Genomic DNA, 25795 nt, shown 5'->3' with positions numbered 1-25795 from the left:
CGAAAGGGAGGGGGCTGATTCCTGCAAACCTCAACGCAACGCTTCCAAGGTCAACTGATGCTTGCGGCACATTCGATAAATCGTCACGCGCGATACCTTCATCATCCGCGCGCAGGCACTGACGTTGTAGCGGCTCTGCTGCAGGCATGACAGCAAGGTTTCGCGTTCGGCATGCGTGCGCGCATGGCTGAGTTGGCCGTGATCGGCACCGCTGCCGTCGGCGCCCAGTTCCAGATCCGTGCAGGTGATCAATTCACCTTCGGCGGTAATGGCCGCGCGCTGCACCCGGTTCAAGAGCTCACGCACATTGCCGGGCCATTGAAAACGTTCCATCGCATGACGGGCTTCACTGCTGTAGCCGCGCGCACGAATGCGGTGGCGACTGCGGAAATCCGCCAGAAAATGGCGCGACAACAATTCGATATCGCCATCGCGGTTGCGTAGCGGCGGCATCGGCAAACGCAAGACGTTCAGGCGGTAATACAGATCGCGGCGGAAGCTGCCGTTGTCCACCGCGCGTTCCAGGTCCACGTGGGTCGCGGCAAGGATGCGTACGTCGACATGGATGGGCTGGTTGCTGCCCACGCGTTCGATGGTGCCTTCCTGCAGAACACGCAGCAGGCTGGTTTGTGCATCCAGCGGCAGATCGCCGATTTCATCCAGGAACACCGTGCCGTTGTGCGCGGTTTCAAACAGACCATGACGGCGCGTCGTTGCACCGGTGAAAGCGCCGCGTTCGTGGCCGAACAATTCCGACTGCACCAAGGTGGAGGGAATGGCGCCGCAGTTCACCGCCTGGAAGGGTTTGCCATGGCGCGAGGACAGGCGATGCAGCGCATGCGCGGCGACTTCCTTGCCGGTGCCGGTCTCGCCGGTGATCAACACCGGCAGATCGACCGGCGCGAACTTGCGCAGCGTGGCGCGCATCACCAGCATCACATCGCTCTCGCCCAGCAGCGTGTCGAGCACTTCATCGTGGGCCAGCGCTAGGGGCGCATCGCCCAGCGCCTGCAGCTGGCGCAGCAGTTCGCGGATATCCGGCGGATGCGGGAACTGTTGTCGGCAGGCGGCAAGCAGGGGATGTGACAAATGAGTGTCGCCTTCATCCGTGGCCGGAGTGAGGGCAAACAGCGGCATGTGGCCGTGCTCGGCGGTGAGCTGACGGATGCGCTCCAACTCGGTGTCTGAGCTGGAGCGGAAATCAATCAAGCCAACCACCATGTCGCCGCCGCGCATGCCGATGTCGGCGGGCTGTTGGGGTAGAACCGCACGTACTTGCCAGCCATCCGCAGCCAGCATCACTTTTTCTCGCGCCCCCGGCTTCCCGAACCAGATAACACAACGTTTGCTCGAATCAGGTGCTGCGGCCATGCGTGGTCACCTTTGCGTTCGGTGGCAACCATATACCCCTGATTCAGAAGGGTGCAATCACATCTGATATGTGAATTGGCGCACGTTTGGCATGAGTCGTATTAAGGTTTGTTCGGTTCGCGCGAATTGTCACACCCATGAAAAAAGCCGCCACCCGGGAGGGCGACGGCTTTGGCGGCACGGCTTGCGAACGCTTTACAGCGGGACGCGGCGCGCCTGCATGAACTTGTCGCTCCAATAGCCGGTGAGCAGCGTATCGGTACGCACGTCCTTGCCGGTGCTCGGGGCGTGCAGGAAGCGGCCCTCACCGACATAGATGCCGACATGGTCAACACGACCACGACGGCCGAAGAACACCAGGTCGCCGGCAGCCAGCGAGGCGCGGTCGCGGATCAGTTCCGAGCTGGCCTGGCTGGCCATCTCGCGGGACACGCGCGGCAGTTCGATGCCCAGCGCGGTACGGAATACGTAACCCACCAGACCGCTGCAGTCGAAACCGGCGTCCGGGGACGTGCCACCCCAGCGGTACGGCGTGCCCAGCAGGGTCATGGCGCGGCGCAGAACCGACTGCACCTTGCCGTCAGCGTCGTTGGCGAGCGCGGCATCGGTGGCGGCGGCAACGCCCTTGGAGGCGTCGTAAGCGGAAATCAGGCGGCTCAGGTCGCCGGCAAACATTGCCGAGCGGTCCATCAGCGGAATGGTGTCACTGGCGGCCAGATGTGGCAGCAGGGCAGCCAGGGTGGCGGTGGCAGCGGCGTCGGCCTTGCTGCGTTGTGCTTCAGCGCGGGCGGGTGCCGGCTTGGCAGCGGGTTCAACTTCCGCAGCGCTCTGAGCGAAGGCGGGCAGGCTGGCGAAGGCCAGCGCCACGGCGCACAACAGGCGGCGGGTGGAGCGTGAAAAGGGCTTCGGCTGGCTCGGGTAGGACGTGTTGTCAGTCGTCACGCGGCAGTCACAAAAAAATTCGATGGGCGATCATGCCCTTTGAAGCGTGGGTATAGGTACAAATTTCGTTAATTATTCGTTATTTATGGTGATGTGATTCACGGTTTACCGCAAAACTCGCTTGGCGCCGGTGTAATGGTCGCGCCAGTACGGGCCGGACAGGTAATCCAGTCTTACGGTTCCGCCGGTGCTTGGCGCATGCACAAAGCGGCCTTCACCGACATAAATTCCTACGTGGGAGACGTTGCCCTTGCTGCCGAAAAACACCAGGTCACCGGTGGTCAGGCGGTCGGTGGCGATCTTCGGGCCTTGGATGGCAGACAGCTCACGCGAGGTGCGCGGCAGGTTCAGCGCCAGCATGTCCCGGTACACATAGGTCACCAGACCGCTGCAGTCGAAACCGGATTCCGGCGTATTGCCGCCGTAGCGGTAGGGCGTGCCCACCAGACCCAGCGCCCGCATCAACACCGAGGCGGCTGCAGCGGGGTCGGCTGGCGCCACCGGTGAATAGGTCTGACCCGACGGCGGCGCAGGCTTGCGGGGGCTGTGCCCGCAGGCGGCCAAGGCTGCAGTGATCAGGAGCGTGGCGGCCAACTGCCACGGGCGGGAGCGGAAAACTGGCGTGATGTGCATGGAGCCCGGATAATGCGCCACCTCAGAAGGCCGTCATCATGGCGGCGTCCTCGGCGGCCGGCAAGGCCGTCTCAACGTCTGCCCCGGGCAGCCACCAGACAGAGTTAGGCATGAAGATCGAAAAAGACCGCGTCGTCCGTTTCCACTACACCGTTTCGGAAATCGGCCAGGAGCCGATCGAAAGCTCCACGGACCGTGATCCGCTGGCGATCCTGATCGGCCACGGCAACATCATCCCGGGCCTGGAAGCGGCCATGATGGACAAGGAAGCCGGCGAGAAGTTTGGCGTTGACGTGAAGTCGACCGAAGCCTACGGCGAGCGCCGCGAAGGTCTGACCCAGCGCGTGCCGAAGAAGCATTTCGGCACCACCCGTCTGGTGCCGGGTACGCAGGTGATCCTGCAGACCAACTTCGGCCCGCGCGCTGTCACCGTCCAGAAGGTCGGCATGACCGTGGTCGACGTTGACCTGAACCACCCGATGGCCGGCAAGGATCTGCATTTCGACGTGGAAATCATCGAAGTGCGTGAAGCCAGCGAAGAAGAAGTGCAGCACGGTCACGTGCACGGCGACGGTGGTCACCAGCACTGATTGCCGCACCGGCAGCAATGCAGCAAACGGCCCGCCCTGTGCGGGCCGTTTGCGTTTCAGGGCCGAGCCAGCGCGCAGCTACGCAGCGCTGGGGCGTTACCGGGAGAGCTGCTGCCGGGCATGGCTCGGCGCTACCGCAATCGGGCACCGCCATTGTCCGGCACTCCGTTGCAGGACGGGGCGCGTGCTTTAATCGCGCACCTGTCGCCAGAGCGTGCTCGCCTTGTCCACTTCTGCTTTCCAGCCTGTCACGCCAAATGAGCGCATCGCCACGTTGGACGTCCTGCGTGGTCTGGCACTGTTTGGCATTCTGCTGATGAATCTGGAAGCCTTCGCCGGCCCGTTGGACCTGTCCTTCACCGGCATCGACGCGCATTGGCAGGGGCTGGACCGCTGGGCCGATGGCTTCGTCTACGTCTTCGTGCAGGGCAAGTTCTTTACCTTGTTCTCGCTGTTGTTCGGCGTGGGTTTTGCGGTGATGGCGCAGCGCGCCGAAGCTGCCGGTCGCGACTTCACCCGCTTCTATCTGCGTCGCAGCTCGGGCTTGTTGTTGATCGGTTTGCTGCACGCGCTGCTGCTGTGGGCTGGCGACATTCTGGTGGCTTATGCCTTGTTGTCCTTCGTGTTGCTGGCCTTTCGCGAAGCACCGCGCAGCTGGTTGCCGGCGCTGGGCACGGCGGCGTATCTGGGCGCGGCCGTATTGATTCTGTTGCTGGGCGCGGTGATGTCGCTGCTGCCGGCAGCCGAAGCCGCCAAGCTGGCAGACACCGCGCAGGCTTCGATTGAAGCGCAACGGCAAGCCTATGCGCACGGCAGCTATGGCGTTGCGGTGTTGCAACGGCTGCGGGATTTCGGCACCGCGTTGGGCGCGCTGATGATCGTGGGGCCGCAAGTGCTGGGCATGTTCCTGATCGGCGCGTGGTTTGCACGCAGCGGGGCGATTGCCCGGCCGACCGAACATCCACGCCTGTTCGCAGGCTTGCGTTGGGGTGCATTGCCGATTGGTTTGGCGTTGATGCTGCTCAGTGTCTGGTGGCTGCCGTATGTGGCCCCGGGGCGCTTTGACCTGCGTTCAACCGGCACCTACGCGTTGAATGCGGTTGCCGGGCTTTTGATGTGCTTGGGTTACCTGGCGTGGGGCGTGCGCTGGAGCGCGTATCTGCGTTGCTTGGCACCGGCCGGACGCATGGCGTTGACCAATTACCTTGGCCAGTCGCTGATCTGCACCTTGGTGTTCTACGGCTACGGACTGGGTTGGTTCGAGCAGATGGGTCGCGCTTGGCAGTTGCTGTTCGCGGCTGCGTTGTTCGCGGTGCAGGTGTTGCTCAGCCATTGCTGGCTCCGCTACTTCCGCTTCGGCCCGGTGGAATGGCTGTGGCGCGCGATCACATACTTGCAACTGCCACCATTGCGGCGTCAGCGCGAAGGCTGAGGAATAGAATTGGCGGGTGAAATCCCCCCAAGACGATGTTCTGATCATTGGTGCCGGTGCCACCGGCTTGGCGACCGCGCTGGCACTGTCCGAAGCAGGGCGACAGGTGCGCGTGCTCGATGCTGGCCGACTCGGCGGTGCAACCTCGCACGGCAACTGCGGCACCATCACGCCCAGCCATGCGCCACCCTTGGCCGCGCCCGGCGTGCCAATGCGGGCGTTGCGCTGGATGCTGTCGCCACAAGCGCCGCTGTATATCCCGCCGCGTTTTGATCCAGCGTTGTGGCGTTGGTTGGCGCGTTTTGCTGCGCGCTGCAATCGCCACGATTGGCTGCAGAGCACGCAAGGCCGCGCGGCCTTGTTGAATGACTCGCGACAGCGTCTGGCTGATTGGGTGCGCCGCTATCGGCTTGATTGCGAATTCGCCGAAAAGGGCTTGGATTATGTGTTCCGCGATCAGGCCAACTTCGAGCGCCACGCGCGCGAATGCGAAGCCCTCCACCAATTTGGTATCGACACGCGGCTGATCGATGGCCCTGACTATCTGCGTCAGGAACCCGCATTCAATGACGGCGTCGTTGGGGCGATCCGTTTTCCCGGCGACGCCAGTCTGCGTCCGGATCTCTACACCGCCGAACTCGGTCGTGTGTTGCGCGCGCGTGGCGTAGAGATTGAAGAGCACTGCACGCTGCTGTCGTTTGATCCACACACGCAGGGTGTTCGTGTGCAGACGTCGAAGGGCGAGCGCCGTGCCGCGGAACTCGTGCTTGCCACTGGCGCGTGGTCGCCAGCGTTGGTGCGCCGTGTTGGCCTGCGCATGCCGATTCAACCGGGCAAGGGCTACTCCATCACCGGCAGCCAACCGGCGCAGGTGCCGAGCCGCCCGGTGGTGTTGAAGGACCGCTCGGTGTTCGTCATCGCCTGGAACGGGCAATTGCGTCTCGGCGGCACGATGGAATTCTCCGGGCACGACCGCCGTTTGAATGACACCCGCTTGCACGCCTTGCAGCAGGCTGCGCATGACTATCTGCAACAGCCGCTGGGCGATACCGTGCATGAACGTTGGTATGGCTGGCGGCCGATGACCTGGGATGACATGCCCATCCTCGGGCGCTCGCCCACGCATGCTCACGTCTGGCTAGCAGCCGGTCATGGCATGCTCGGCATCAGCATGAGCAGTGGGAGTGGGCAACTGATGGCCGATTTGATGACCGGGCAGACACCTGCCATTGATCCAACGCCGTATCGCGCGGAGCGTTTCCAATGAGCGCCGGCAACTACGATGTCGTGGTGATTGGCGGCGGCTCCGGCGGCTTGGCGGCGGCATTCCGCGCGGCACACCACGGCGCCAGCGTGGCGATGCTGGAACCTGCGCCGCTGGGCGGCACCTGCGTCAACGTGGGCTGCGTGCCGAAGAAGGCGATGTGGCTGGCGGCGGACCTTGCCGACCGTATTGGCCTGGCGTCAAAAATGGGCTTTGACGTACCCACCGAGCCGGCGCTGGATTGGGCGCAGCTGGTGCGGCGGCGGCAAGGCTATATCGCCAACATCCACGCCAGCTACCAGAAGCGGCTGGACGAAACCGGTGTGATCCGCATCAGCCGTCGTGGCCGTTTGTTGGACGCACACACGGTGGAATGCGACGACGGTACCCAGCTGCGCGCGCAGCACATCATCATCGCCACCGGCGCGCATCCGGTAAAACCGGATCTGCCCGGCGCTGAACTGGGCGGCGTGTCAGATGACTTCTTCGCATTGCAGGCGCGGCCTGAGCGTGTGGCGATCATCGGCGGCGGCTACATCGCGGTTGAACTGGCCGGCGTGCTGCGTGCGCTGGGTGGCGACGTTGCACTGCTGGTGCGTGGCCAACGTTTGCTGGGGCACTTCGACGCCGAGGTGTCGGAACAGTTAGCCGAAAACTTGAGAGTGCAGGGCGTGGAACTGCATTTCGGTTGTGAGGTAAAAGCGCTCGAACGGCAACACGCACGCGTGCGTACCTTGCTGCACAACGGCCCGGAAAATGCGGTCTTCGACAGCGTGTTGTTCGCCACCGGCCGCGCGCCGAACACCCGTGGACTCGGGTTGGAACACGCCGGAGTGACGCTGGGCGAGAAACACGCCATCGCCGTGGATGACTACCAGAACACCTCGGTGCCGAGCATCTTTGCCGTGGGGGATGTCACTGGCCGGGTAACGCTGACGCCCGTCGCCATCGCCGCTGCTCGTCGCTTGATGGACCGCCTGTATGGCGGGCAGCCCGACGCCAAGCTCGACTATGACAACGTGCCCAGCGTGGTGTTTGCACACCCGCCCTTCGGCACCGTGGGATTGAGCGAAGAAGAAGCGCGCAAGCGTTTCGACAAGGTCAGCACCTACCACAGCCGCTTTCGGCCAATGCTGCAGGCCCTGGGCGATGGCGACGTGCGCAGCGTGTTCAAGATGGTCTGTGCAGGTGACGACGAAAAAGTGGTGGGCATCCACCTGTTGGGTGAAGGCGCCGATGAAATCCTGCAGGGTTTCGCGGTGGCGGTGAAGGCCGGTGTGACGCGCAGGCAGATGGAAGAGACGGTGGCCATCCATCCCACCTCGGCGGAAGAAGTGGTGTTGATGCGCTAGGGCGGGAGTGTGTGGAGATCCGCAGAGCAACGACAACCCTCCTCAATCCTCCCCTGCGCTGCGTGAAAGGTGTGCCTCCGCTCCCGTTCGCGAAGTGAAGGGGTGGGCGGGAGAGGGGGCTTTCAGCTTTCAGCCTGTAGCTCTCACTCCTCAGCCTTCACGCGCTTGTTTCAGCGCTGCTCCTGGCTTCCACGGCATCACGCACCACAACGCATCCCTGATAATGGGCGCCCCCCGCACGCCCTTCGCCGATGACCGCTTCAACGCAACCGGCCACCACGCCACTTCCTACCAGCTCCCGACGCCTGCTCATCAATGGCCTGCTGCTGGCTGGTATGGGCGCCATCGCGGCCTCCGGCAAGGCGGTGATCGTCAAACTCGCGTATCGCCACGGCGCCGACGCCACTGCATTGCTGGCGCTGCGGATGATGGTCGCGTTTCCGTTCTTCATCGTGATGGGCATGTGGGCGGCACGACGCGCGCAGCCGCTGTCGCGTAGCGATAGGGGAAGGGGGGCGTTGCTGGGCTTCAGTGGCTATTACCTGTCCAGCTATCTCGACTTCCTTGGGCTGCAATACATCAGCGCAACCTTGGAACGTTTGATTCTGTATCTCAGCCCAACCCTGGTGGTGCTGATCGCACTGGTGGTGCTTAAACAACGGCCCACGCGCATGCAGGTGGCGGCATTGCTGGTGAGCTATCTCGGTGTGCTGCTGGCATTCGGGCATGACATCCAGTTGGATGGTCATCGCACGCTGATCGGCTCGGCGCTGGTATTCGCCAGCGCGCTGAGCTATGCGGTGTATCTGTTTGGCAGCGGCCAGTCGGTGGCGCGTATCGGCGCGGTGCGTTTGACGGCGTACGCCAGCATGGTTGCCTGCGTGTTGTGCATCGGCCAATACCTGCTGTTCCAGCCAATCAGCGCGTTGTGGACGTATGCGCCGCAGGTGTATTGGCTGTCGTTGCTCAACGGCACGGTCTGCACGGTGTTGCCGGTGTTGGCGATCATGGTCGGAGTCAAGCGTATCGGCTCGTCGCTGGCGGCGCAGGTGAGTATGCTGGGCCCGGTTTCCACCATTGTGCTGAGCGTATGGCTGCTCGACGAACCGATGGGCCCGTGGCAGAGCGTCGGCACCGTGCTGGTGCTGGCGGGCGTGCTGCTGGTCGGCAGCGGGATAGCGAAGAAGCGATGACTGCTCCAGATACGGGTGATCCAGCCGTCAGTCATGCCCGCATTCTGGACACCATTCGCGCCATTCCGCATGGGCAGGTGTTGGGCTACGGCGAGGTGGCGGCCAAAGCCGGCTTGCCGGGCCGGGCACGTTTGGTGGCACGACTGCTGGGCAACAACGAAGACCCGGAACTGCCCTGGCATCGGGTACTGCGTTCGGACGGACGCATCGCCATGCCGGAGGGCTCGCGTGGTTGGCGCGAGCAGAGCCAACGGCTGCGTGCAGAAGGCGTGACGGTCGAGAACGGCCGGGTGAAGCGGCCCAAACCGCCGCGCACACTGGATGAAGCGATCTGGGGGCCGGGCTAGCGGCTGCGGCTATCATGGACGGCAGTTCACCCGGATGCCGTCATGTTCCCGCGCTTGCCCAAGATCACCCAGACGTTGCTGATCGCCAACGTCGCCCTGTTCCTGCTGCAGCAGTTGCCGCAGACCGCAGGTATCTTCAATCAACTGATGCTGTGGCCATTCGGCTCGCAGAACGCGTTCCTGGATTCGCCGGGTTTTGAACCGTGGCAGTTGCTGAGTTATGGCTTCCTGCATGGCAGCTTCGGTCACTTGTTCTTCAACATGCTGGCGCTTTTCATGTTTGGCGCGCCGCTGGAGATGACTTGGGGCGAGAAGCGCTTCCTCACGTACTACATGGTCTGCGTGGTCGGCGCTGGCATCTGCCAGTTGGTGGTGGCCTCGCTGTTTGGCGAATTCAATCCGGTGCTGGGCGCATCGGGTGGCGTGTTCGGCCTGCTGCTGGCCTTCGGCATGTTGTTCCCGAACCAGCGGGTGATGCTGCTGTTCCCGCCGATTCCGATGAAGGCCCGCACCTTTGTGATCGTGTTCGGCGCGATTGAACTGCTGCTGGGCTTCACCGGTTGGCAGCCGGGCGTGGCGCACTTCGCGCACTTGGGCGGCATGTTGTTCGGCTGGCTGCTGATTCGCTATTGGCGCGGGCAACCGCCGTTCAACAAGCGCGGCCCGCATCTGCGCCGGGTTAAGTAGCAGACGACGGTAGAGCCGAGCATGACTCGGCTCTACACCGTTAAATAAGCAAAAAGGCGCGGAATTCCGCGCCTTTTTGCTTTCTTCAATTTCGCATCAACGCCAGATCTTGATCTGCTCGGCGTCGGTGCGCTGCATCGGCTGGCCCGGCTTGCAGGTGAAGCTCGCACCGAAGGCCGGCAGGTTGGACAGCGGCGCGTTGGCGCGCCAGCGGCCCGGTGCGCGCACGTCCGAGGCCAAGCGCTGCACGGCATCGTTCGGCGACAGCTGCTGTGCCCACAATGCGGTCCAGCCCTTGAAGAACGCCTGCTTGTCGGCCGCTGCGGCATTGGCCTGCGAAGCACTGAACGCTTCCCAGGCAATTTCCACGCCGGAGATGTCGGCCATGTTCTCGTCGCGGGTCAGTTCGCCGTTGACCTTGGCATCCTTCACGCCCGGGAATGCGTAGCCGCTGTACTGCGCGGCAACGCGGTTGCCCAGCAGCGTCCAGGCGCTCTTGTCGGCCGGCGTCCACCAGCTGCGCAGTTCGCCCTTGGCGTCGATCATGGCGCCCTTGGCATCAATGGCGCGGCTGACTTCGTGCGCGACCAGTCCACCAAACGCACCGAATTTTTCAGCGCTGCTGGCCGACTCGGTGAAGATCGGGCCCTGCAGGGCGGCGGCGGTGACGATCAGGCGGTTCTGCGCGATGTCGTAGCTGATGGCCGGCTGCTGCGGCAGCACGTCCCAGCGACGGTCGGCATTGCCCTTGCCGATTCGCTTCATTTCCTGCGCGTGGCGCCAGGTGGAGGCGATCAACATGTTGCCGCCGAAGCTGCCACGGCCCATCGGCTGCACGGTGTAGTCCAGGTCGCGCAATGGCGTGCCGATTTCGATCTTCATCGCCGCCAGCTTGGCTTCGGCTTCGACCTGGGCTTCGGCGCTCAGCCAGGTGCTGCGCTTGACGGCGGCAATCTGCGCTTCGCGGATCTGATCGACCATGATGCCGGCCTGACGACGTGCGTCGCGGCTGAGATAGGCGTTGGCATATTCGTGACCGAGCATCGGGCCGGCGGCCACGTTGATGGCGTCGAGCACGGCGTCGGTACGTGCCGGGGCGATGGTCTGACCACGCAGCACGCGGCCACGGAATTCAAACTCGGCATCGCGATAGGCCTTGGACAGGTACGGCGCCATCGAGTCGCCGACGCGCCAGCGCAGATAGGCCTTCCACTGCGCGGCGGGCAGGCGCGTGACCATGCTGTTGAGCTGCTGGAACAGGGCCGGATCGGCCATCGAGACCAGGTCGTCATTGACGCCCTGTGCCTTGAGGAAGGCGTCCAGCTGCAGGTTGCGGTAGCGGCTCAGATCCTTGGTGGCGACCGGCGCATAGTTGTTGAACGGGTTGTTGATGTCGGCCACCGAATGGGCGCTGCGCGCCAGCTCGGTTTCCAACTGGATGACCAGCGCCGACTCGGCGTCGAGCTTGTCGGCCGGGGTGCCGGTGAGCGCGAGGATCTGCTTCACGTAGCCGCGGTAACGGCTCATCAGGGCGACGGTGTCGGCATCGGTGCGGGTGTAGAACGCCGGGTCGGGCAGGCCCATGCCGCCCTGCATGAAGTAGCCGATGTGGCGGTCCAGCGCCTTCAGGTCGACGTCCGGGGCGAAGTTGAACGCCACCGGGATGCCCACCTGGTGCAGCGCGGCGATCGAGGCCGGGATGTCCTTGGCCTTCTTGATCGCGTCGATGCGGGTCAGCAGCGGCGCAATCGGCTTGGAGCCATCGGCTTCAACGGCGGCTTCATCCAGGCCGCTGGCCCAGAAGTCGCCCAGCAGCTTCTGCACGTTGCCCTGCGGGCTGTTCATCGAGCGGTCCAGCAATTGGCGCTGCTGGTCGCGGGCGTTGTTGGCCAGCTGGCCCAGTGCGGTGACCGCGCCGGTCTGCGGAACCGGATTGGCCTTGAGCCAGTTGGCGTTGGTCAGCTCGTAGAAATCGGTGCAGGCCGCGCTTACCGCCGGTGCCCGTGCCGCAGCTTTCTTGCGTGCCGCCTGGGCATCGTTCGTGGACAGGACGGCCACCAGGCTGAAAGCCAGGGCGATAGAGAGCGGGCGAAGGGTAGGCATGTAGTGCATATCCGCAGAAGGACAAAGTGGGCGGAGTTTAACAAGCTGCTGCGTGATTGGCGCCGGGTGTGGTCGCGGTTTTTGCGGATTGGCCTGCGTCGGAGCCACCTTGGTCGCGAAGCCGCGAATGCCAGCCGATCCGGGCACCTGCGATTGCAGTCCGGTAAGCGTGTTCTATGCCCGTCGGCTTCGTGGCCGAGCCCGCTCCTACATATCGCGCAAAGAAGAAGGCCCGGCAATGCCGGGCCTCCCTGTGCAACATCACCGCAACGCGGCAATTACCAGATGACCACCTGCTTGTCGCCAGCGCGGACCATCGGCGAGCCGGCCTTGCACTGGAACGCCGCCGCGAAGGTCGGCAGGTTCGACGGTGCACCCATGGCGCGGAACTGCGCCGGGGCGTGCGAGTCGGTGGCCAGGCGGACCTTGGCGTTCTCGTCGGTGTACTTGGTGCGCCACACGGTGGCCCAGTTGAAGAAGAAGCGCTGGTCGCGGGTGAAGCCTTCGACCTTCGGGTCTTCCTTGCCGGCCGTTGCCTTCTGCAGGGCGTCGTACGCCGTGGCCAGGCCGCCGAGGTCGGCGATGTTCTCGCCCAGGGTCAGCGTGCCGTTGACCTGCTGGTCGCCCACCTTGTACTCGTTGAACTGGCTGACCAGCTTGCCGGTCAGGCCTTCAAAGCCCTTGGCGTCAGCCGGGGTCCACCAGTTCTCGAAGTTGCCGGTCGGGCCGAAGCGGCTGCCCTGGTCGTCATAACCGTGGGTCATTTCGTGACCGATGACAGCACCGATGCCGCCGTAGTTCACGGCGTCGTCGGCGTTCAGATCAAAGAACGGCGGCTGCAGGATGGCGGCCGGGAACACGATCTCGTTCTGCAGCGGGTTGTAGTAGGCGTTGACCATCTGCGGGGTCATGCCCCACTCGGTCTTGTCGACCGGCTGGCCGATTTTGGCCAGCGCGAACTTGTAGTTGAAAGCGTTGGCGGCGCGCACGTTGCCCAGGTAGTCGTCGTGCGTGGTGCTCAGGCCGCTCCAGTCACGCCACTTGTCCGGGTAACCGATCTTCGGGGTGAAGGTTTCCCACTTGGCGATGGCCTTGGCCTTGGTTTCGTCGCTCATCCACGCCAGGCCCTGGATACGGTCCTTCAGTGCGCCGGCCAGGTTCTTGACCAGCTCTTCCATCTTGGCCTTGGCTTCCGGCGAGAAAGCGACCTTGACGTACATCTGGCCGAAGGCTTCGCCGGCATTGTTTTCAACCGTGCCCAGCACCTGCTTCCAGCGCGGCTTGATTTCCTTCTGGCCGTTCAGTTCCTTGCCGTAGAACGCGTAGTTTTCCTGCACGAACGCGTCGCTCAGGAACGGTGAAGCGCCATCCACGGTGTGGAAGCGCAGGTAGGCGCGCCATGCGGCCGGGTCGGTGTCGCCCAGCATCTTGCTGACTTCTTCGTGGAAGCTCGGCATGGCCAGCGAGAACGACGCCGGTGCGGCGATGCCCTGGGCCTTGAAGAACTCGGTCCAGCTGAAGTTCGGGGTCAGCTTGTCGGCATCGGCCACGGTGACCGGGTTGTAGTACAGCGACACATCGCGCGACAGCTCGACGCTGGACTTGGACGCCTTGGCCAGGCGGGTTTCAAACTTCACCACCTCGTCAGCCTGCTTGGCGGCATCGGCCGCGGCAACGCCCGACAGCTCCAGCACCTTGGCGACGTGTGCCTTGTAGGCGTTGAGCTTGTCGGCCTTGCTGGCGTCGGTGTAGTAGGTGGTATCCGGCAGACCCAGGCCGCCCTGCATGGCGTAGGCCATGTTCATCGACGAATTCTTGAAGTCCGCTTCCGGGCCGAAGCCAAACAGGAAGCCTTCGCCCTTGGCGGCGGTGCTGCGCAGGTAGTCGGCGATGGCGGCGGTGTCCTGCAGCGCATCGATCGCGGTCAGGTCGGCCTGCAGCGGGGTGATGCCCAGCGAATTGATCTTGGCTTCATCCATGCCGGCGGCCCAGAAGTCGCCGACGATCTTTTCGACGCCGGTGGCATTCTTCATCGCGGCGGCCTGCTCGGCCAGCTGGTGCTGCACGGCGACCGAGCGCTCGTCCAGGATGGTGAAGGCGCCCCAGCTGGTGCGGTCAGCCGGAATTTCGTTGGCGTTGAGCCACTTGTCGTTTACATAGCCGCCGAAGTCGGTACAGGCGTCCTTGCTGGCGTCCAGGTCGGCAGCGGTGAAGGCGTTGTAGGCCGGCAGCTTGGATTCGTCCAGCTTCAGTTCGGTGGCGGCAGCTGCCGGAGCAGCGCCCGTAGTAGCCGGGGTTTCTTCTTTCTTGCAGCCGACCAGCGCGGCCGAAACGGCCAGGGTCAGCAGGAGGATCTTGGGGTTACTAACGATCACGGGAATGGCCTCCAGGCCGTTTGCAGAGCACAGGTATGGCCCCGCAACCAGGGCCGATCGCAGAAGATACGCCTGAAACTGATCGCCAAGGGGTGTCGAAGGTAATGCCCTGCTATTGAAGGACACGCAGGCGTACGAGTGGCTTGCGCCCTGACAGGCCAAGAAGATAGACCCCCTCCCTTTGTCGAAGGCAAGGGGAGGGCGGGAGGGGGGAGCTTTCACCCCGAGACTTCAAAACACCGCCGCAGCCGACCACGGAATTTGAGGGCATCCCGATGGGCGGCGATTCCCCGCGAATGCTATACAGCGCCAATGACCAAGACATCAGCCAAACAGTGGGACGCGATCCTCATCGGTGGTGGCCATAACGGCCTGGTTTGCGCGGCGTATCTGGCCAAGGCCGGCAAGCGTGTATTGGTGCTGGAGCGCCGCTCGGTCGTCGGTGGCGCGGCAGTCACCGAGGAGTTTCATCCCGGTTTCCGCAACTCCGTGGCCGCGTACACGGTGTCGCTGCTGCAACCCAAAGTGATTGCGGACCTGGAGTTGGCGCGGCACGGCCTGCGGGTGGTGCCGCGCCGGATCAACAACTTCCTGCCGCTACCCGATGGTCAGTATCTGCTGGCTGGTGGTGGCCGCACACAGGCCGAAGTCGCCAAATTTTCGCAGCGCGATGCCGAGCGTCTGCCCGAGTACGAGCGCCGGCTGGAAATCTTCGCCGACGTACTTCGCGCGCTCGCATTGCAGGCACCACCCAACGTCACCGATGGCAGCTGGCTGCGCGCGCTGCCGGAACTGTGGAAAGTCGGCAAGCTGGGCCTGCAATTGCAGCAACTGGACGCGGGTTTGAAGCAGGAGTTGTTGGACCTGTTCACCATCTCCGCCGCCGAATATCTGGATCGTTGGTTCGAGAGCGCAGCGATCAAAGCGCTGTTCGGCTTCGACGGCATTGTCGGCAACTACGCCAGCCCCTACGCGGCGGGCACCGCGTACGTGTTGCTGCATCACGTATTCGGTGAAAGCAACGGCGTCAAAGGTGCGTGGGGCCATGCCATCGGCGGCATGGGCGCGATCACCCAGGCGATGGCGCGCGCGGCAACGGAAGCGGGCGTGGAAATCCGCACCGATGCCGGCGTGGCGAAGGTGCTGGTTGAAGACGGCGTGGCGACGGGCGTGATGCTGGCGACAGGCGAAGTGCTGCGTGGCAAGGCCATCGTCGCCAACGTCAATCCGAAACTGTTGTACGAGCGACTGTTCGATTCGGCCGACGTACCGCCAGCAACGCGCGAACGCATGCGCAACTGGCGCTGCGGCTCGGGTACGTTCCGCATGAATGTCGCGCTGTCACGGTTGCCGGATTTCACGGTGCTACCGGGGCAGGGCGACCACCTCACCGCCGGCATCATCATCGCGCCGAGTCTGGATTACATGGATCGCGCTTACCTCGATGCACGTCAACACGGCTGGTCACGTGAACCGATCGTGGAGATGCTGATTCCCAGTACGCTGGATGACTCGCTCGCACCTCCGGGACAACACGTCGCCAGCCTGTTCTGCCAGCACGTCGCACCGCAATTACCCGATGGCAGAAGCTGGGACGATCACCGCGATGAAGTCGCCGACCTGATGATCGCCACCGTCGACAAACACGCGCCAGGCTTTGCGGCCTCGGTACTCGGCCGCCAGATCATGAGCCCACTCGATCTTGAACGAACCTTCGGCCTGATCGGCGGCGACATCTTCCACGGCGCATTGAGCCTCAACCAGTTGTTCAGCGCCCGCCCGATGGTCGGCCAAGCCAACTATCGCGGCGCGATTCCTGGGCTCTATTTGTGTGGCTCGGGAACGCATCCGGGTGGTGGGGTTACGGGCGCGCCGGGGTTCAATGCGGCGATGGCCTTGCTGGGTTGACGGATGAGAGGCTGCGGCGTGACGAAGCCAGTACGTGCTGCGATATGTTGAAATGGCTGGCTACAAGGGTGGAGTAGAAAAAATGGCCAAAATCTTGCGGCCGAACGGCTCAGATGATCAGGTTCGTGCGCTGTATGCGCAAGCAGTACAGGCGTTGAATCAGGCTCAATGGAAGGACGCAGCACGTCTAATTGAGCCGTTGTTGCCTTTGGTCAGCGATCATGCAGGAGTTCAATTTGTAGCCGGAGTGGCTGCGCTTGGTTTGAACGATTTGCGCGCCGCCGTGGCACACCTGAGAACAGCGGTTCGGCTGAATCCAAGCCGCCCTGACTACCTTGCGCAACTGGCACGAGCCTATGCCACTTCAGGAGGTATGCGGGAGGCTACCGAGGCGGCAGTTCGGGCGTTGGATGCCGGCAATACGGATGCATTGACCTCAGATACCTTGGGTGTAGTGCTGACGCGCTGCAATGAACATGCGTTGGCAGCCAGGGCATTTGCGCAAGCAGTCGAACTGCTGCCGAAACGTGCGGGCTATCGATACAACCTCGCCACTTCGCTGTTGTTCGCGGGCGATATGGAGGCTGCGGAGCAGGAATACCAGAAATGTATCGAACTCGATCCAAGGCAATGGAGAGCCCACTTATCCCTCTCGCAGTTGAAGAAGCAGAGTCGCCAGACGAATCATTTGCAATGCTTGCATGCGCTGCTTGACCAGTACGGGAAGGAGCCGGAGGCGGGTCTGTACTTGAACCTGGCCGTGGCTAAGGAGCTGGAGGATATTGGCGATTACCCCGCTTCATTTGATCACCTTGTAGCAGGCAAACGGCAGGTCGCCCTGAGTCGTAGATATAAGTCGCAGGATGACGCGGACTTGTTTGCAGCGCTTATCGCGGAGTTTGATGGTCGCAAGGTAGAGGCCAAGGGGTTCGCAAGTAGCGAGCCATTGTTTGTGCTTGGCATGCCGCGTACCGGAACCACGTTGGTGGAGAGAATCCTCTCAAGCCATCCAATGGTCCACTCTGCTGGAGAGTTGATGAACTTCCCGATGGCGGTGCGCCGTCTTAGCGGCGCAACAGGGCGAACGCTGTTGGACAGAGATGTGGTCGCACGAAGCGCGGCAATGGATTGGGCTGCAGTTGGCGAACTGTATGTGCGATCCACTCGGCCGGGGACCGGGCATACGCCACATTTCGTCGATAAGCTCCCCCACAATTTTCAGTATGTGGGGCACATATTGAACGCGCTGCCAGGTGCGAAAATTATTCTGTTGCGCCGCGATCCAATGGATACATGCCTTGGTAATTTCCGGCAATTGTTCGCGGTGGAGTCATCGTTCTACGACTACTCGTATGATCTGCTGGATGTAGGGCGCTATTACCTTCAGTTTGAAAGGCTGATGCAGCATTGGATGAGTGCCTTTCCAGGTCGGATTTTTCAGGTGTGCTACGAAGACCTTGTGGGGGATCAAGAGGCTGTTACGCGCGGCTTGATTGACCATTGCGGCTTGCCGTGGGATGAAGCCTGCCTCCGCTTCCATGAGAACGAGGCTCCAACGGCGACGGCGAGTGCGGTACAGGTTCGTGAGCCGCTGCATCCCCGTTTCCTGCAGCGCTGGAGGCGCTACGGTGCCGCCATGGAGCCGCTGCGCGCATTGCTTGGCGAAGGCGGAATTTCCGTCCCGCAATCGCTATCTGATTGATCGGTCCGCATATGCAAAGAGGCCCCCGTGTGAACGGGGGCCTCTTCTTTTCTGCTTATCAGATTACTTGGCGAAATCGTAACGAATTTCGGCAAAGACTGAGCGGCCCAGGGCGCTGTAAAGCGCACTGTTGTACGGGGTGGTTGCCGTGCCCGGGTAGTTGTGGGCCTGATCCTCCGGCATCTTGTTGGCAACGTTGTTGATCTGCAGGGAAAGCTTCAGGTTTTCCATCGCTGCATAGTCAACGCCGAGGTTGAAGGTGGTGTAGGTGCCCCACTTTCCTGCCTTCGCGCCCGAGCTATGGACGTAGCTGAAGCTGTCATTGGCATACGCAAGATAGTTCGGTGTCGAACCGAGCATGTTTGCGTACAGGGTGGAAGTCCACTTACCAATGGCCCAGCCGATGGCGCCATCTGCCTTCCACTTGGGGCCTGCGTCATAGACCCAGTTGGCATTCGGCTCATTGATCAGGTCAATGAACGGCTGGGACGGGTCGGTCTGCAGCTTGTGCTTGCGCTTTCCGGTGTAATTGGCCGAGAAGTTCAGGGCGCCCCAGTTGCCAACGTCCAGCATGTAATTTGCCGATGCAGTGAACAGCTCCAGCTTCTGCTTGGCGACATTGACCTTGGGCGTATAGACCGAGAGCAGTGCCTCGTTACTCGTATTGCGCTGGACCCAGGCATATACGTTGTCGCACGAGGTAACGCCGGGGCCGGCCTCGTTACGGCGGCAGTAGTACTCCTGCTGCAGAATCTGATCCGCAGAGAGTTGCTTGACTTCGTCTTCAATATCCCAGAACAGGTAGTCTGCGCTGACCGACAGGTTCGGAATCGGAGCCCACACAAAGCCAAGATTCCATGTATTGGCATTAATCGGATTGAGTTCTGTATTGCCGGACTGTGTGCCGAAGTACTGCTCGGACTCATAAGAGCAGCCGTCTACGTCCCCGGGTGTGTAGCCTTCCTGGCCGCAGCGGTAGTAGTCGGTATCGAATGTGTAATAACCACTCAAGCCCTGGAACTGATCAGACAAGGTCGGTGCCTTGAATGCGGTGCCGTACTTGCCGCGAATCAACAAACTATCAAATGGGCGGAATTCCAAGCCTGCAGCCCATGTCGGCTTGTCAATGGTTTCGCCATAGGCCTTGAATGCGTCATAACGACCGGACAGCGTGGCCGTCAGCATGCTGGCGACAGGCAGGCGCAGCTCGGACATGGCGGCATAGCGAACGCGGTGACCGGCGCCGCCGACGTCGGTTTGGCCCCAGATTTCGCCATCCATGATGCCGGGCATCGGCGTGTAATTCCAACCTTCGTTGCCCACTTCCACGGCTACGGCGAGACCTGCCGGCCCTGCCGGAAGCGAGAAAAGGTCGCCATTGGTCAGCTGGGCGCGTCCGAGGTTGTCCCAGGTCTTGGCGTTGGCAGTGCCAAAGCCGGTAAAGCTGGCGAACTGCTCGGGAGTAAGTTGGGTGGAGTAGAACGCATCGTAGTTCGGACGGAAAACCGGGTAGTTGCCGAAATAGGGATCTACGCCCAGCTGTTCGCCAAGGATGGTCTGCTCAAAGAAATCATTGATCTTGTCTGCATAACGAACCCAGCTCCGCGAGGTTAGCTTGCTCTCGTTACGAGTAAAGCTGAGGTCATAGTCCCACGCTTCGCCGAAGCTGCCATTGCCGCCCAAGGTGAAGGTGTAGCTTTTAGTGGTGTCCTTGTTGAGCAGATTGTTGTAGCCACCGCCGCCGATGTCTTCCGGAGAGAACGCGCGCTGTAGGTTGAGCAACGAATCGTAGTCAGGATCGTAGTAATACCCGTATTTGGTGCCCGTTCCCCACCAAGTATAGGAGCTGCCCGTTGCGTACTCGGCGGCTTCGCGGCTGTACAAAACTTCGCCATAGAGTTGGAAGTTGTCGCTGACGTCGAAGGTGGCTCGACTATACAACTGAGCACTTTCCTTGCCATTGCGAATGGTTTTGTAACCAGGCGAGTACAGTGAACCGCAGTACTGACCACTCCCTGGGCGGTTCTGGAAACCTTCAGTGCCACCGAACTGGGTGGTGGTGTTGGAACAATCGATTCCGTCGGGCAGGAAATAGGCGTTCTTCGACAGGCCAAGGTTGCCGATGTCCTGATAGCCGATGATCAAATAGTCGCGAGATGCGACCGGGGCGCTGTAACCATGCAGGTTGACAGTTTTTGTCAGGTCGCGCTGGTAACCCCAAACCGGATCACGGTTTTCGTACTGGAGGGACGTAACCACGCTGAGGCGGTCGTCGAATGCTCGCAGTCCGTTGGACAGGCTGGCGCGGAAGCTTGAACCGCCGCCTTCAGAGTAGGTGCCGCCTCGGACGCGCAACGTGGTGCCGTCGTAATCTTTCTTCAGAACGAAGTTCACCACACCGGCAAGTGCGTCGGAGCCGTACAGCGAAGAAGAGCCGCCGGGCAGAATTTCGATCCGCTCCACTGCATCGATCGGAATGCCGCTGATGCTGTTGAACACGTCGCTGCCGTTATAAAGCGCCGGATAGTTGGACATCGGGCGGCCGTTGATCAGGTACTTGGTGTAGCCGGGGTCCAAGCCAAACATGCTGACGGCCTCAGCACCCTGGGTGAAGGAGGCGGAGGTTTCGCCACCCTGGACGCCGCCACTCGAAAAGCTGTTGGAGCGCAGTGCGTCCGCAACGCTGGTGAAGCCGCGCGAATGGATGTCCTCGGCGGTGATTGTGATGACGGGGGTTACCGTCTCGACTTCAGTTTTCGGAATGAGCGAGCCGGTGACCGTGACTTTGTCGAGGGTCTTGGCTGCGCTGGCTTGTTCCTGAGCCATTGAAGTGGCCGGGATAAGGATTGCGGTCAGCAATGCGCTGGTCAGCACGCTGCGCTTGATGGAGTCACCTTTACGGGCTTGCACTTGTTGTATCCCCTGCATGATCCGGAAGTTGGTAGTTCGGCCTCAATCGCTCTTTTGGGCTGCCCTAAAGTCAGTCATCAGGGCGCTTGCTTTGAGGTGAACGTAACCTGACTTTAACGAATAAATTGCGCGAAAGCACTAATTTGGAAAAAAAACTATAGGATCAGCCTGATAGTGATTTTGGCGTTTGTGCTTTGATTCCATTGGGAGTTTCCTTGGGGGAGTGGAAATTTCTCTCTATTCATATTTCTGCTGCCCTAGAAGGGGCCTGACTACCGTCGCGTCCCGGTGTCTGGTCAGGGGGCTTCAGTTTTTGGCGCGTTATGGAGCCGAGGCGGAGTGCTTCCAGGCCTGGATGCAGCTACTTTGGCCGGGCGGATTTGTTTGCCCCAGCTGCCAGCACCGCAGAAGCAGTCGGTTCCAGCGCGGCACGCAGTGGCTGAGGCCGTGCGCGCAGTACTGGGCGCAGACCTGCGTGACCGAAGGGACGATTCTGGCCGGCTCTAAGCTGCCGTTGCGGCTGTGTTGGTGGGTCGTACTGAGCGTGTGCTATTGCGCCGCGTGGCGTATGAAGCACAAGCTGATAGCGGCCATGGCCAACGTAGGACGCCAGCGTGGTGAATGGGTCCAGATTGATGTTGCATGTCTGAGCGGCGAGTGCTCTAGCGGCGTTTAGTGCTTTGAGATTTGAATAAATGAACAAGCCCGGCATATGCCGGGCTTGTTCTTTCCACATGTACGACTGAATCGTCAGATCAGAACTTGTAGCTGGCGCCCATGTACATGAAACGGCCGATGTTGTCGTAGAACCCCGAACCCACGTCGGCACCGAAGTAGTTGCGCGGCGGATCCTTGTCAAACACGTTGTCGACGCCGATGTACAGGTCGATCTTCGAGTTCGGGAGTGTGTAGCCCACCTGGGTGTTGTGGTAGGTATACGAGCCGTTGCGGATCGGCGAAGCCTGGCCCGGGCTGGAGTTGTAGCTGTCCGGTGAGACGCGCAGGTTTCCGTCGACGTAGACCATGTCCCACTTGACGCGGAAATCGGCGATCTTGTAGCCAACATTGAACTGCGCGCGCCAACGCGGATCGGTCACGGAGGTGACCCATTCGGTGTACTCCTCCGGGAAGTCCTGGAACGCCCACTCGCGTGACTGGATCATGCGGGTGCCAACGAAGCGCAGGGTGGTGTTGCCGCCCAGCAGATCGAAGCGGTAGTCCATTTCCAGATCGACGCCAACGCGGCGTGACTTGGCCAGGTTCTCGTTCAGAGCGCTCCAGCTGTAGATGCTGTAGCCCGGGAAGTCGTTGCCGTTCGGCGAGGTATAGCCGCCGCTCGGTGCACGCAGAATGGAGCTGCAGAAGGCGTTGTTGATGCCGCCGGGAGCGTCAACACAACGGGTTGCGTTGGTCTGTGCCGACACCGCACCGATGGCGTCGTTCAAGGTGACGCGCCAGTAGTCGATGGACATGCCGAAGCCTTCGAAGAACTCTGGCTGCCAAACGAAGCCCAACGAAACCGAGCTTGCACGTTCGGGTTTCAGGTCCGGATTGCCACCGCTCACGCCTGGACGGTAGGCCGAGTAGGTGTCAACCCAGTCCGCCGGAATGCCCAATGCCGCACAGTTGGCTGCACGCAGGGCTGGATCCTTGGCTGTGGAGGGGCGGTTGGAGTTGACTACGTTGGTGTTGCAGGGGTCGTTGATCGCAGCGAAATTTTGCGACTGCGGATTGAACAATTCGCCAATGCTCGGTGCGCGGACCGCCTTGGCGTGCGTGCCACGGAAGCGCAAAGACGGCAGGATGGTCCAATCAAGGCCGATATTCCAAGTGCGGGTCGAACCGATGGTGCTGTAGTCCGAGTAGCGACCAGCCAGATCCAGAGCGAGGCGGTTCACACCCGGCAGGTCTGCCAGCAGCGGGATGGTGGTTTCAACAAAAATTTCGTTGACGTCGTACTTGCCGCTGCGGCTCGGGATGGCGTTGAGGAAGGTCAAGCCTGCCGCAGCCAGCGGATCGGTATTCTCCTGGCTCTGCTCCTTGCGGTATTCGACGCCACCGGCGAAGCCGATGTCACCGGCCGGCAGTGAGAAAAGCGAGCCGTTGGCGACGGAGGCCGACAACACCGTCTGGGACAATTTGGAGCTATTCAGTGCCGAGGTGTTGAACCATGCAGCGGCTTCCTGGCTGACCGCGCCGTTGCCGAAAACGCTGAACGGAACGCAGCCATTCACCAGAAGTGGGTTGTAGCGCAGCCCGGTATTCGGGTTGATGGCGTCGGCGTCGATTGACGAGCGGCAGACGATCTTCCCGTTGCTCGGGTCGACCACTGCATCCAAGCCTGCATGCCAGCGTTCATTGATGCGGTTGTTGAGGTTCTGGCGGGCGATCGTGGTCTGACCGTAGTTCGCCGACGCTTCATAGCTCCAGTTTTCGGACAGGTAGCCTTCAACGCCGAGCACGGCGCGCGTGGTCTGGCGCTCGATCGATTCACCGCGACGGCCAGCGTCGCCGTTGAAGCGGCCCATGACCAGCTGGGTCATATTGTTCGCGTCCATCAGTGCGCCCAGTTCGGGACTGATGTATGCATTGTCACGGCGAACGCGCAGGCTGGAATCGAAGCTGGGCTGACCGTAGTAGTTGGATTCGGTTTTGCTGTACTTGCCTTCGAAGAACATGCGGTGGTTGTCATTCAGATCGAAATTGACAACCGTGTTGAAGCTGAAGCGGTCAAATGCCGGCTGCAAGTCTGCTACCGCGTTCAGGTCGGCGAAATCGCAGTCCACACACGAAGTGTTGCTGACAACAACGCCATCGTAGCGATTCTTCCGGAACGTACCATCTTCATTGAAGACGTAGCGGTTGCCGTAGGTTGCGGGATTGCGGAAGTCGAATGCAGCGCCAGCATTGAACGTACCGCCGTAGGAAATCGAGTGGTTACCACCCGGGCGGCTCAGCACAGTTTGCGGGTTGCTTTCACTCGGCGGCTTGCTTTTATCGAACGACGGGTTCGGAACGCTGACCAGATACTCACGACCAATTGCGCGATCACCACGGCCGAAGCGATCCTGTTTGCTGTACTCCATTGCAATGGCAGCGTTGCCGCGGCCATCAGCGAACGAGTTGCCGCCGGAGAAGCTGACGAACGAGCGGTCGAAGCCCCCCTCGTTGGCCATGCCCTTCTGTCCGCGAAGTTCAAAGCCCTCGAAGGACTTCTTCATGATGAAGTTGACCACGCCGGCGACGGCGTCGGCGCCGTACACGGCCGAGGCACCACCGGTGATGATTTCTACACGCTCAATCCATTCAACCGGAATGGTGTTCACGTCGACCGCGGTGGAACCAGGGCTGGCGCCAACATGGCGGCGGCCATTCACCAGTACCAGCGTGCGTGATGTGCCCATGCCACGCAGATCAAGCAGGCCCAGACCGGCGGTGCCGATGAAGCGCGTCGAGTTGCCCATGGTGTAGCTCGGAGTGAGCTGCGGCATCTTGGTCATCAGGTCACCGATGTTCAGGGCACCCGTGCCGCGGATTTCCTCGGCAGTGATCGCGGTGACCGGCGAAGGGGTGATGAAGCCGGTGCGCGCAATACGTGAACCGGTGACGTTGACCCGGTCCAGTTGCGTGGCTTTTTCGTCCTGGCCGCCGTTGCCGGCAGGTGCTTCCTGCGCGCCGGCATGCCCGGTAGCGGTAAGGATCAGTGCGGAGGTCAGCGCGAGGCTTAGGGGGCTGCGATTGGGTGACGTGTGACGTGCCATCTGGTGTTGCTCCTTGGTGGAATTCGCGGGCCTTGGCTCGGCAGTGGCAACGCCCGACTCCCATACCTCTCAGAAAGTTTCACTGCCGGTGGCGGCGGATTAACACACGGTTAATATTTCTTGTCAATGTCGGAATTGTCTTATAAGGCATTGAAATGCAAGGAAAAATGTCATTTTCTGTGGTCGCGTTGGTTGGCCGCGACGAAGGCCATTCCGGAGTCTGTTTCTGGGGATACGGCTATAGTTCGCGACTGTGTTTAATTGTTGAGGTTGCAGTGAGCGGGTTGATCAGCGCGGTGGCGTCGCACAAGGTTCAAAAAGGCCTCTCTCCCCATTCACGTATCCGCAATGTCATTGCGGTTGGGTCAGGCAAGGGCGGGGTGGGGAAGTCCACGACGTCGGTCAACCTGGCGCTGGCCTTGCATAAGCTCGGGGCGCGCGTGGGTGTGCTGGACGCGGATATCTATGGGCCGAGCGTGCCGGCGATGCTGGGCTTGAGTGGCCGCCCGGAAAGCCCGGACAACAAGAGCATCGAGCCGCTACGGGCGTTCGGAGTGGAAGCCATGTCCATCGGCTTCCTGATCGAACAGGACTCGCCGATGATCTGGCGCGGGCCGATGGCGACATCTGCGCTGACACAGCTGTTCAACGACACGTTGTGGGATGACCTGGATTTCCTGCTGATCGATCTGCCGCCGGGTACCGGTGACATCCAGCTGACGCTGTCGCAGAAGATCCCGGTGGCCGGTGCGGTGATTGTCACCACGCCGCAGGACATCGCCACGCTGGACGCGCGCAAGGCCTTGAAGATGTTCGAGAAAGTCGAGGTGCCGGTGCTCGGTATCGTCGAGAACATGGCGATGCACACCTGCTCCGGCTGTGGTCACGTCGAGCATCTGTTTGGCGAGGGCGGTGGCCAGCGCATGGCCGAGCAGTACGGGGTGCCGTTGCTGGGCTCGTTGCCATTGGATATTGGCATCCGTGAGCAGGGCGATGCGGGTACGCCGATTGTGGTCTCGGCACCGGATTCGGCAGCGGCCAAGGCCTACCTGGCGGCGGCGCAACGGATGATGGAGGAGCTGGCCAAGCGGCCGCGCGCCAGCATTCCGATTGTCTCGTCGCTGATCTGACGCCGGATCAGGGGGTTGGACAGACAGGCCCGGCATCCCTGAGTCTCTTATATATATGTGTACCCGGATATTGACGGGTACGGATGGGCGCCGGG

18 protein-coding genes are annotated in these 25795 nt (G+C 61.7%); 11 read left to right on the top strand and 7 right to left on the bottom strand.

The features are described from left to right. Positions 1–30: 30 nt before the first annotated feature. From ACREP4_RS02460 to ACREP4_RS02450, 3 genes are all read right to left on the bottom strand, one after another. Positions 31–1371, bottom strand: a complete 1341-nt coding sequence (locus tag ACREP4_RS02460; protein WP_431594605.1) for a sigma-54 interaction domain-containing protein — start codon at positions 1369–1371, stop codon at positions 31–33. Between the two features lie 195 nt (positions 1372–1566). After that, complete coding sequence (locus ACREP4_RS02455) at positions 1567–2313, bottom strand: C40 family peptidase (protein WP_431594604.1); 747 nt, start codon at positions 2311–2313, stop codon at positions 1567–1569. Positions 2314–2418: 105 nt separating this feature from the next. Beyond that, positions 2419–2946, bottom strand: coding sequence for a C40 family peptidase (locus tag ACREP4_RS02450; RefSeq protein ID WP_431594603.1), 528 nt, complete (start codon positions 2944–2946; stop codon positions 2419–2421). 110 nt (positions 2947–3056) lie between these two features. Here ACREP4_RS02450 and ACREP4_RS02445 point away from each other — a divergent pair, with 110 nt between their 5' ends. The 7 genes from ACREP4_RS02445 (at position 3057) to ACREP4_RS02415 (ending at position 9811) form a co-directional block, all read left to right on the top strand. Then, on the top strand, positions 3057–3536 hold the full coding sequence (locus ACREP4_RS02445; RefSeq protein WP_431594602.1) for an FKBP-type peptidyl-prolyl cis-trans isomerase: 480 nt from the start codon (positions 3057–3059) through the stop codon (positions 3534–3536). Positions 3537–3750: 214 nt separating this feature from the next. Further along, positions 3751–4968: a DUF418 domain-containing protein gene (locus tag ACREP4_RS02440; RefSeq protein ID WP_431594601.1), complete on the top strand. Its 1218-nt coding sequence runs from the start codon at positions 3751–3753 to the stop codon at positions 4966–4968. Positions 4969–4984: 16 nt separating this feature from the next. After that, a complete protein-coding gene (locus ACREP4_RS02435) occupies positions 4985–6235 on the top strand; it encodes an NAD(P)/FAD-dependent oxidoreductase (protein ID WP_431594600.1) in 1251 nt (416 codons plus the stop codon). Further along, positions 6232–7584 (top strand): glutathione-disulfide reductase, encoded by a 1353-nt coding sequence (gene gorA, locus ACREP4_RS02430; RefSeq protein ID WP_431594599.1) that lies wholly within the window; start codon positions 6232–6234, stop codon positions 7582–7584. Before ACREP4_RS02435 ends, gorA begins: the two co-directional genes overlap by 4 nt. A 251-nt stretch (positions 7585–7835) precedes the next feature. After that, positions 7836–8777 (top strand): DMT family transporter, encoded by a 942-nt coding sequence (locus ACREP4_RS02425; RefSeq protein WP_431594598.1) that lies wholly within the window; start codon positions 7836–7838, stop codon positions 8775–8777. Then, complete coding sequence (locus ACREP4_RS02420; protein WP_431594597.1) at positions 8774–9124, top strand: MGMT family protein; 351 nt, start codon at positions 8774–8776, stop codon at positions 9122–9124. Before ACREP4_RS02425 ends, ACREP4_RS02420 begins: the two co-directional genes overlap by 4 nt. A gap of 42 nt (positions 9125–9166) precedes the next feature. After that, positions 9167–9811: a rhomboid family intramembrane serine protease gene (locus tag ACREP4_RS02415; protein WP_431594596.1), complete on the top strand. Its 645-nt coding sequence runs from the start codon at positions 9167–9169 to the stop codon at positions 9809–9811. A 96-nt stretch (positions 9812–9907) separates the two neighbouring features. Here ACREP4_RS02415 and ACREP4_RS02410 read toward each other — a convergent pair whose 3' ends face one another. Together ACREP4_RS02410 and ACREP4_RS02405 are read right to left on the bottom strand one after the other, a co-directional pair. Beyond that, entirely contained in the window at positions 9908–11914 is a 2007-nt protein-coding gene (locus tag ACREP4_RS02410) for a M13 family metallopeptidase (protein WP_431594595.1), read from the bottom strand. A gap of 278 nt (positions 11915–12192) precedes the next feature. Next, on the bottom strand, positions 12193–14286 hold the full coding sequence (locus ACREP4_RS02405; protein WP_431594773.1) for a M13 family metallopeptidase: 2094 nt from the start codon (positions 14284–14286) through the stop codon (positions 12193–12195). 315 nt (positions 14287–14601) lie between these two features. Between ACREP4_RS02405 and ACREP4_RS02400 the strand changes: the two genes are divergently transcribed. Then, a complete protein-coding gene (locus ACREP4_RS02400) occupies positions 14602–16197 on the top strand; it encodes a phytoene desaturase family protein (RefSeq protein ID WP_431594594.1) in 1596 nt (531 codons plus the stop codon). 52 nt (positions 16198–16249) lie between these two features. After that, complete coding sequence (locus tag ACREP4_RS02395) at positions 16250–17899, top strand: sulfotransferase (RefSeq protein ID WP_431594593.1); 1650 nt, start codon at positions 16250–16252, stop codon at positions 17897–17899. 63 nt (positions 17900–17962) lie between these two features. On the opposite strand, the gene ACREP4_RS02390 is transcribed toward ACREP4_RS02395, so the two are convergent. Next, the gene (locus tag ACREP4_RS02390; protein ID WP_431594592.1) at positions 17963–20809 is read right to left on the bottom strand and encodes a TonB-dependent receptor domain-containing protein; all 2847 of its coding nucleotides are present in this window, start codon (positions 20807–20809) and stop codon (positions 17963–17965) included. Between the two features lie 223 nt (positions 20810–21032). Between ACREP4_RS02390 and ACREP4_RS02385 the strand changes: the two genes are divergently transcribed. Then, positions 21033–21485 carry a transposase gene (locus ACREP4_RS02385; protein ID WP_431594591.1) on the top strand — a complete coding sequence of 151 codons (453 nt, stop codon included), beginning with the start codon at positions 21033–21035 and terminating at the stop codon, positions 21483–21485. A 79-nt stretch (positions 21486–21564) separates the two neighbouring features. On the opposite strand, the gene ACREP4_RS02380 is transcribed toward ACREP4_RS02385, so the two are convergent. Further along, positions 21565–24570: a TonB-dependent receptor domain-containing protein gene (locus tag ACREP4_RS02380; protein ID WP_431594590.1), complete on the bottom strand. Its 3006-nt coding sequence runs from the start codon at positions 24568–24570 to the stop codon at positions 21565–21567. Between the two features lie 284 nt (positions 24571–24854). On the opposite strand from ACREP4_RS02380, the gene apbC reads away from it, so the two are divergent. Further along, a complete protein-coding gene (gene apbC / locus ACREP4_RS02375) occupies positions 24855–25700 on the top strand; it encodes an iron-sulfur cluster carrier protein ApbC (RefSeq protein WP_431594772.1) in 846 nt (281 codons plus the stop codon). The last annotated feature ends 95 nt before the right edge of the window (positions 25701–25795 follow it).

The organism is Stenotrophomonas sp. (assembly GCF_050737575.1).
Taxonomy (GTDB): domain Bacteria; phylum Pseudomonadota; class Gammaproteobacteria; order Xanthomonadales; family Xanthomonadaceae; genus Stenotrophomonas.
The sequence above is the reverse complement of the archived record's forward strand: the minus strand, read 5'-3'. Positions and strand labels throughout refer to the sequence as shown.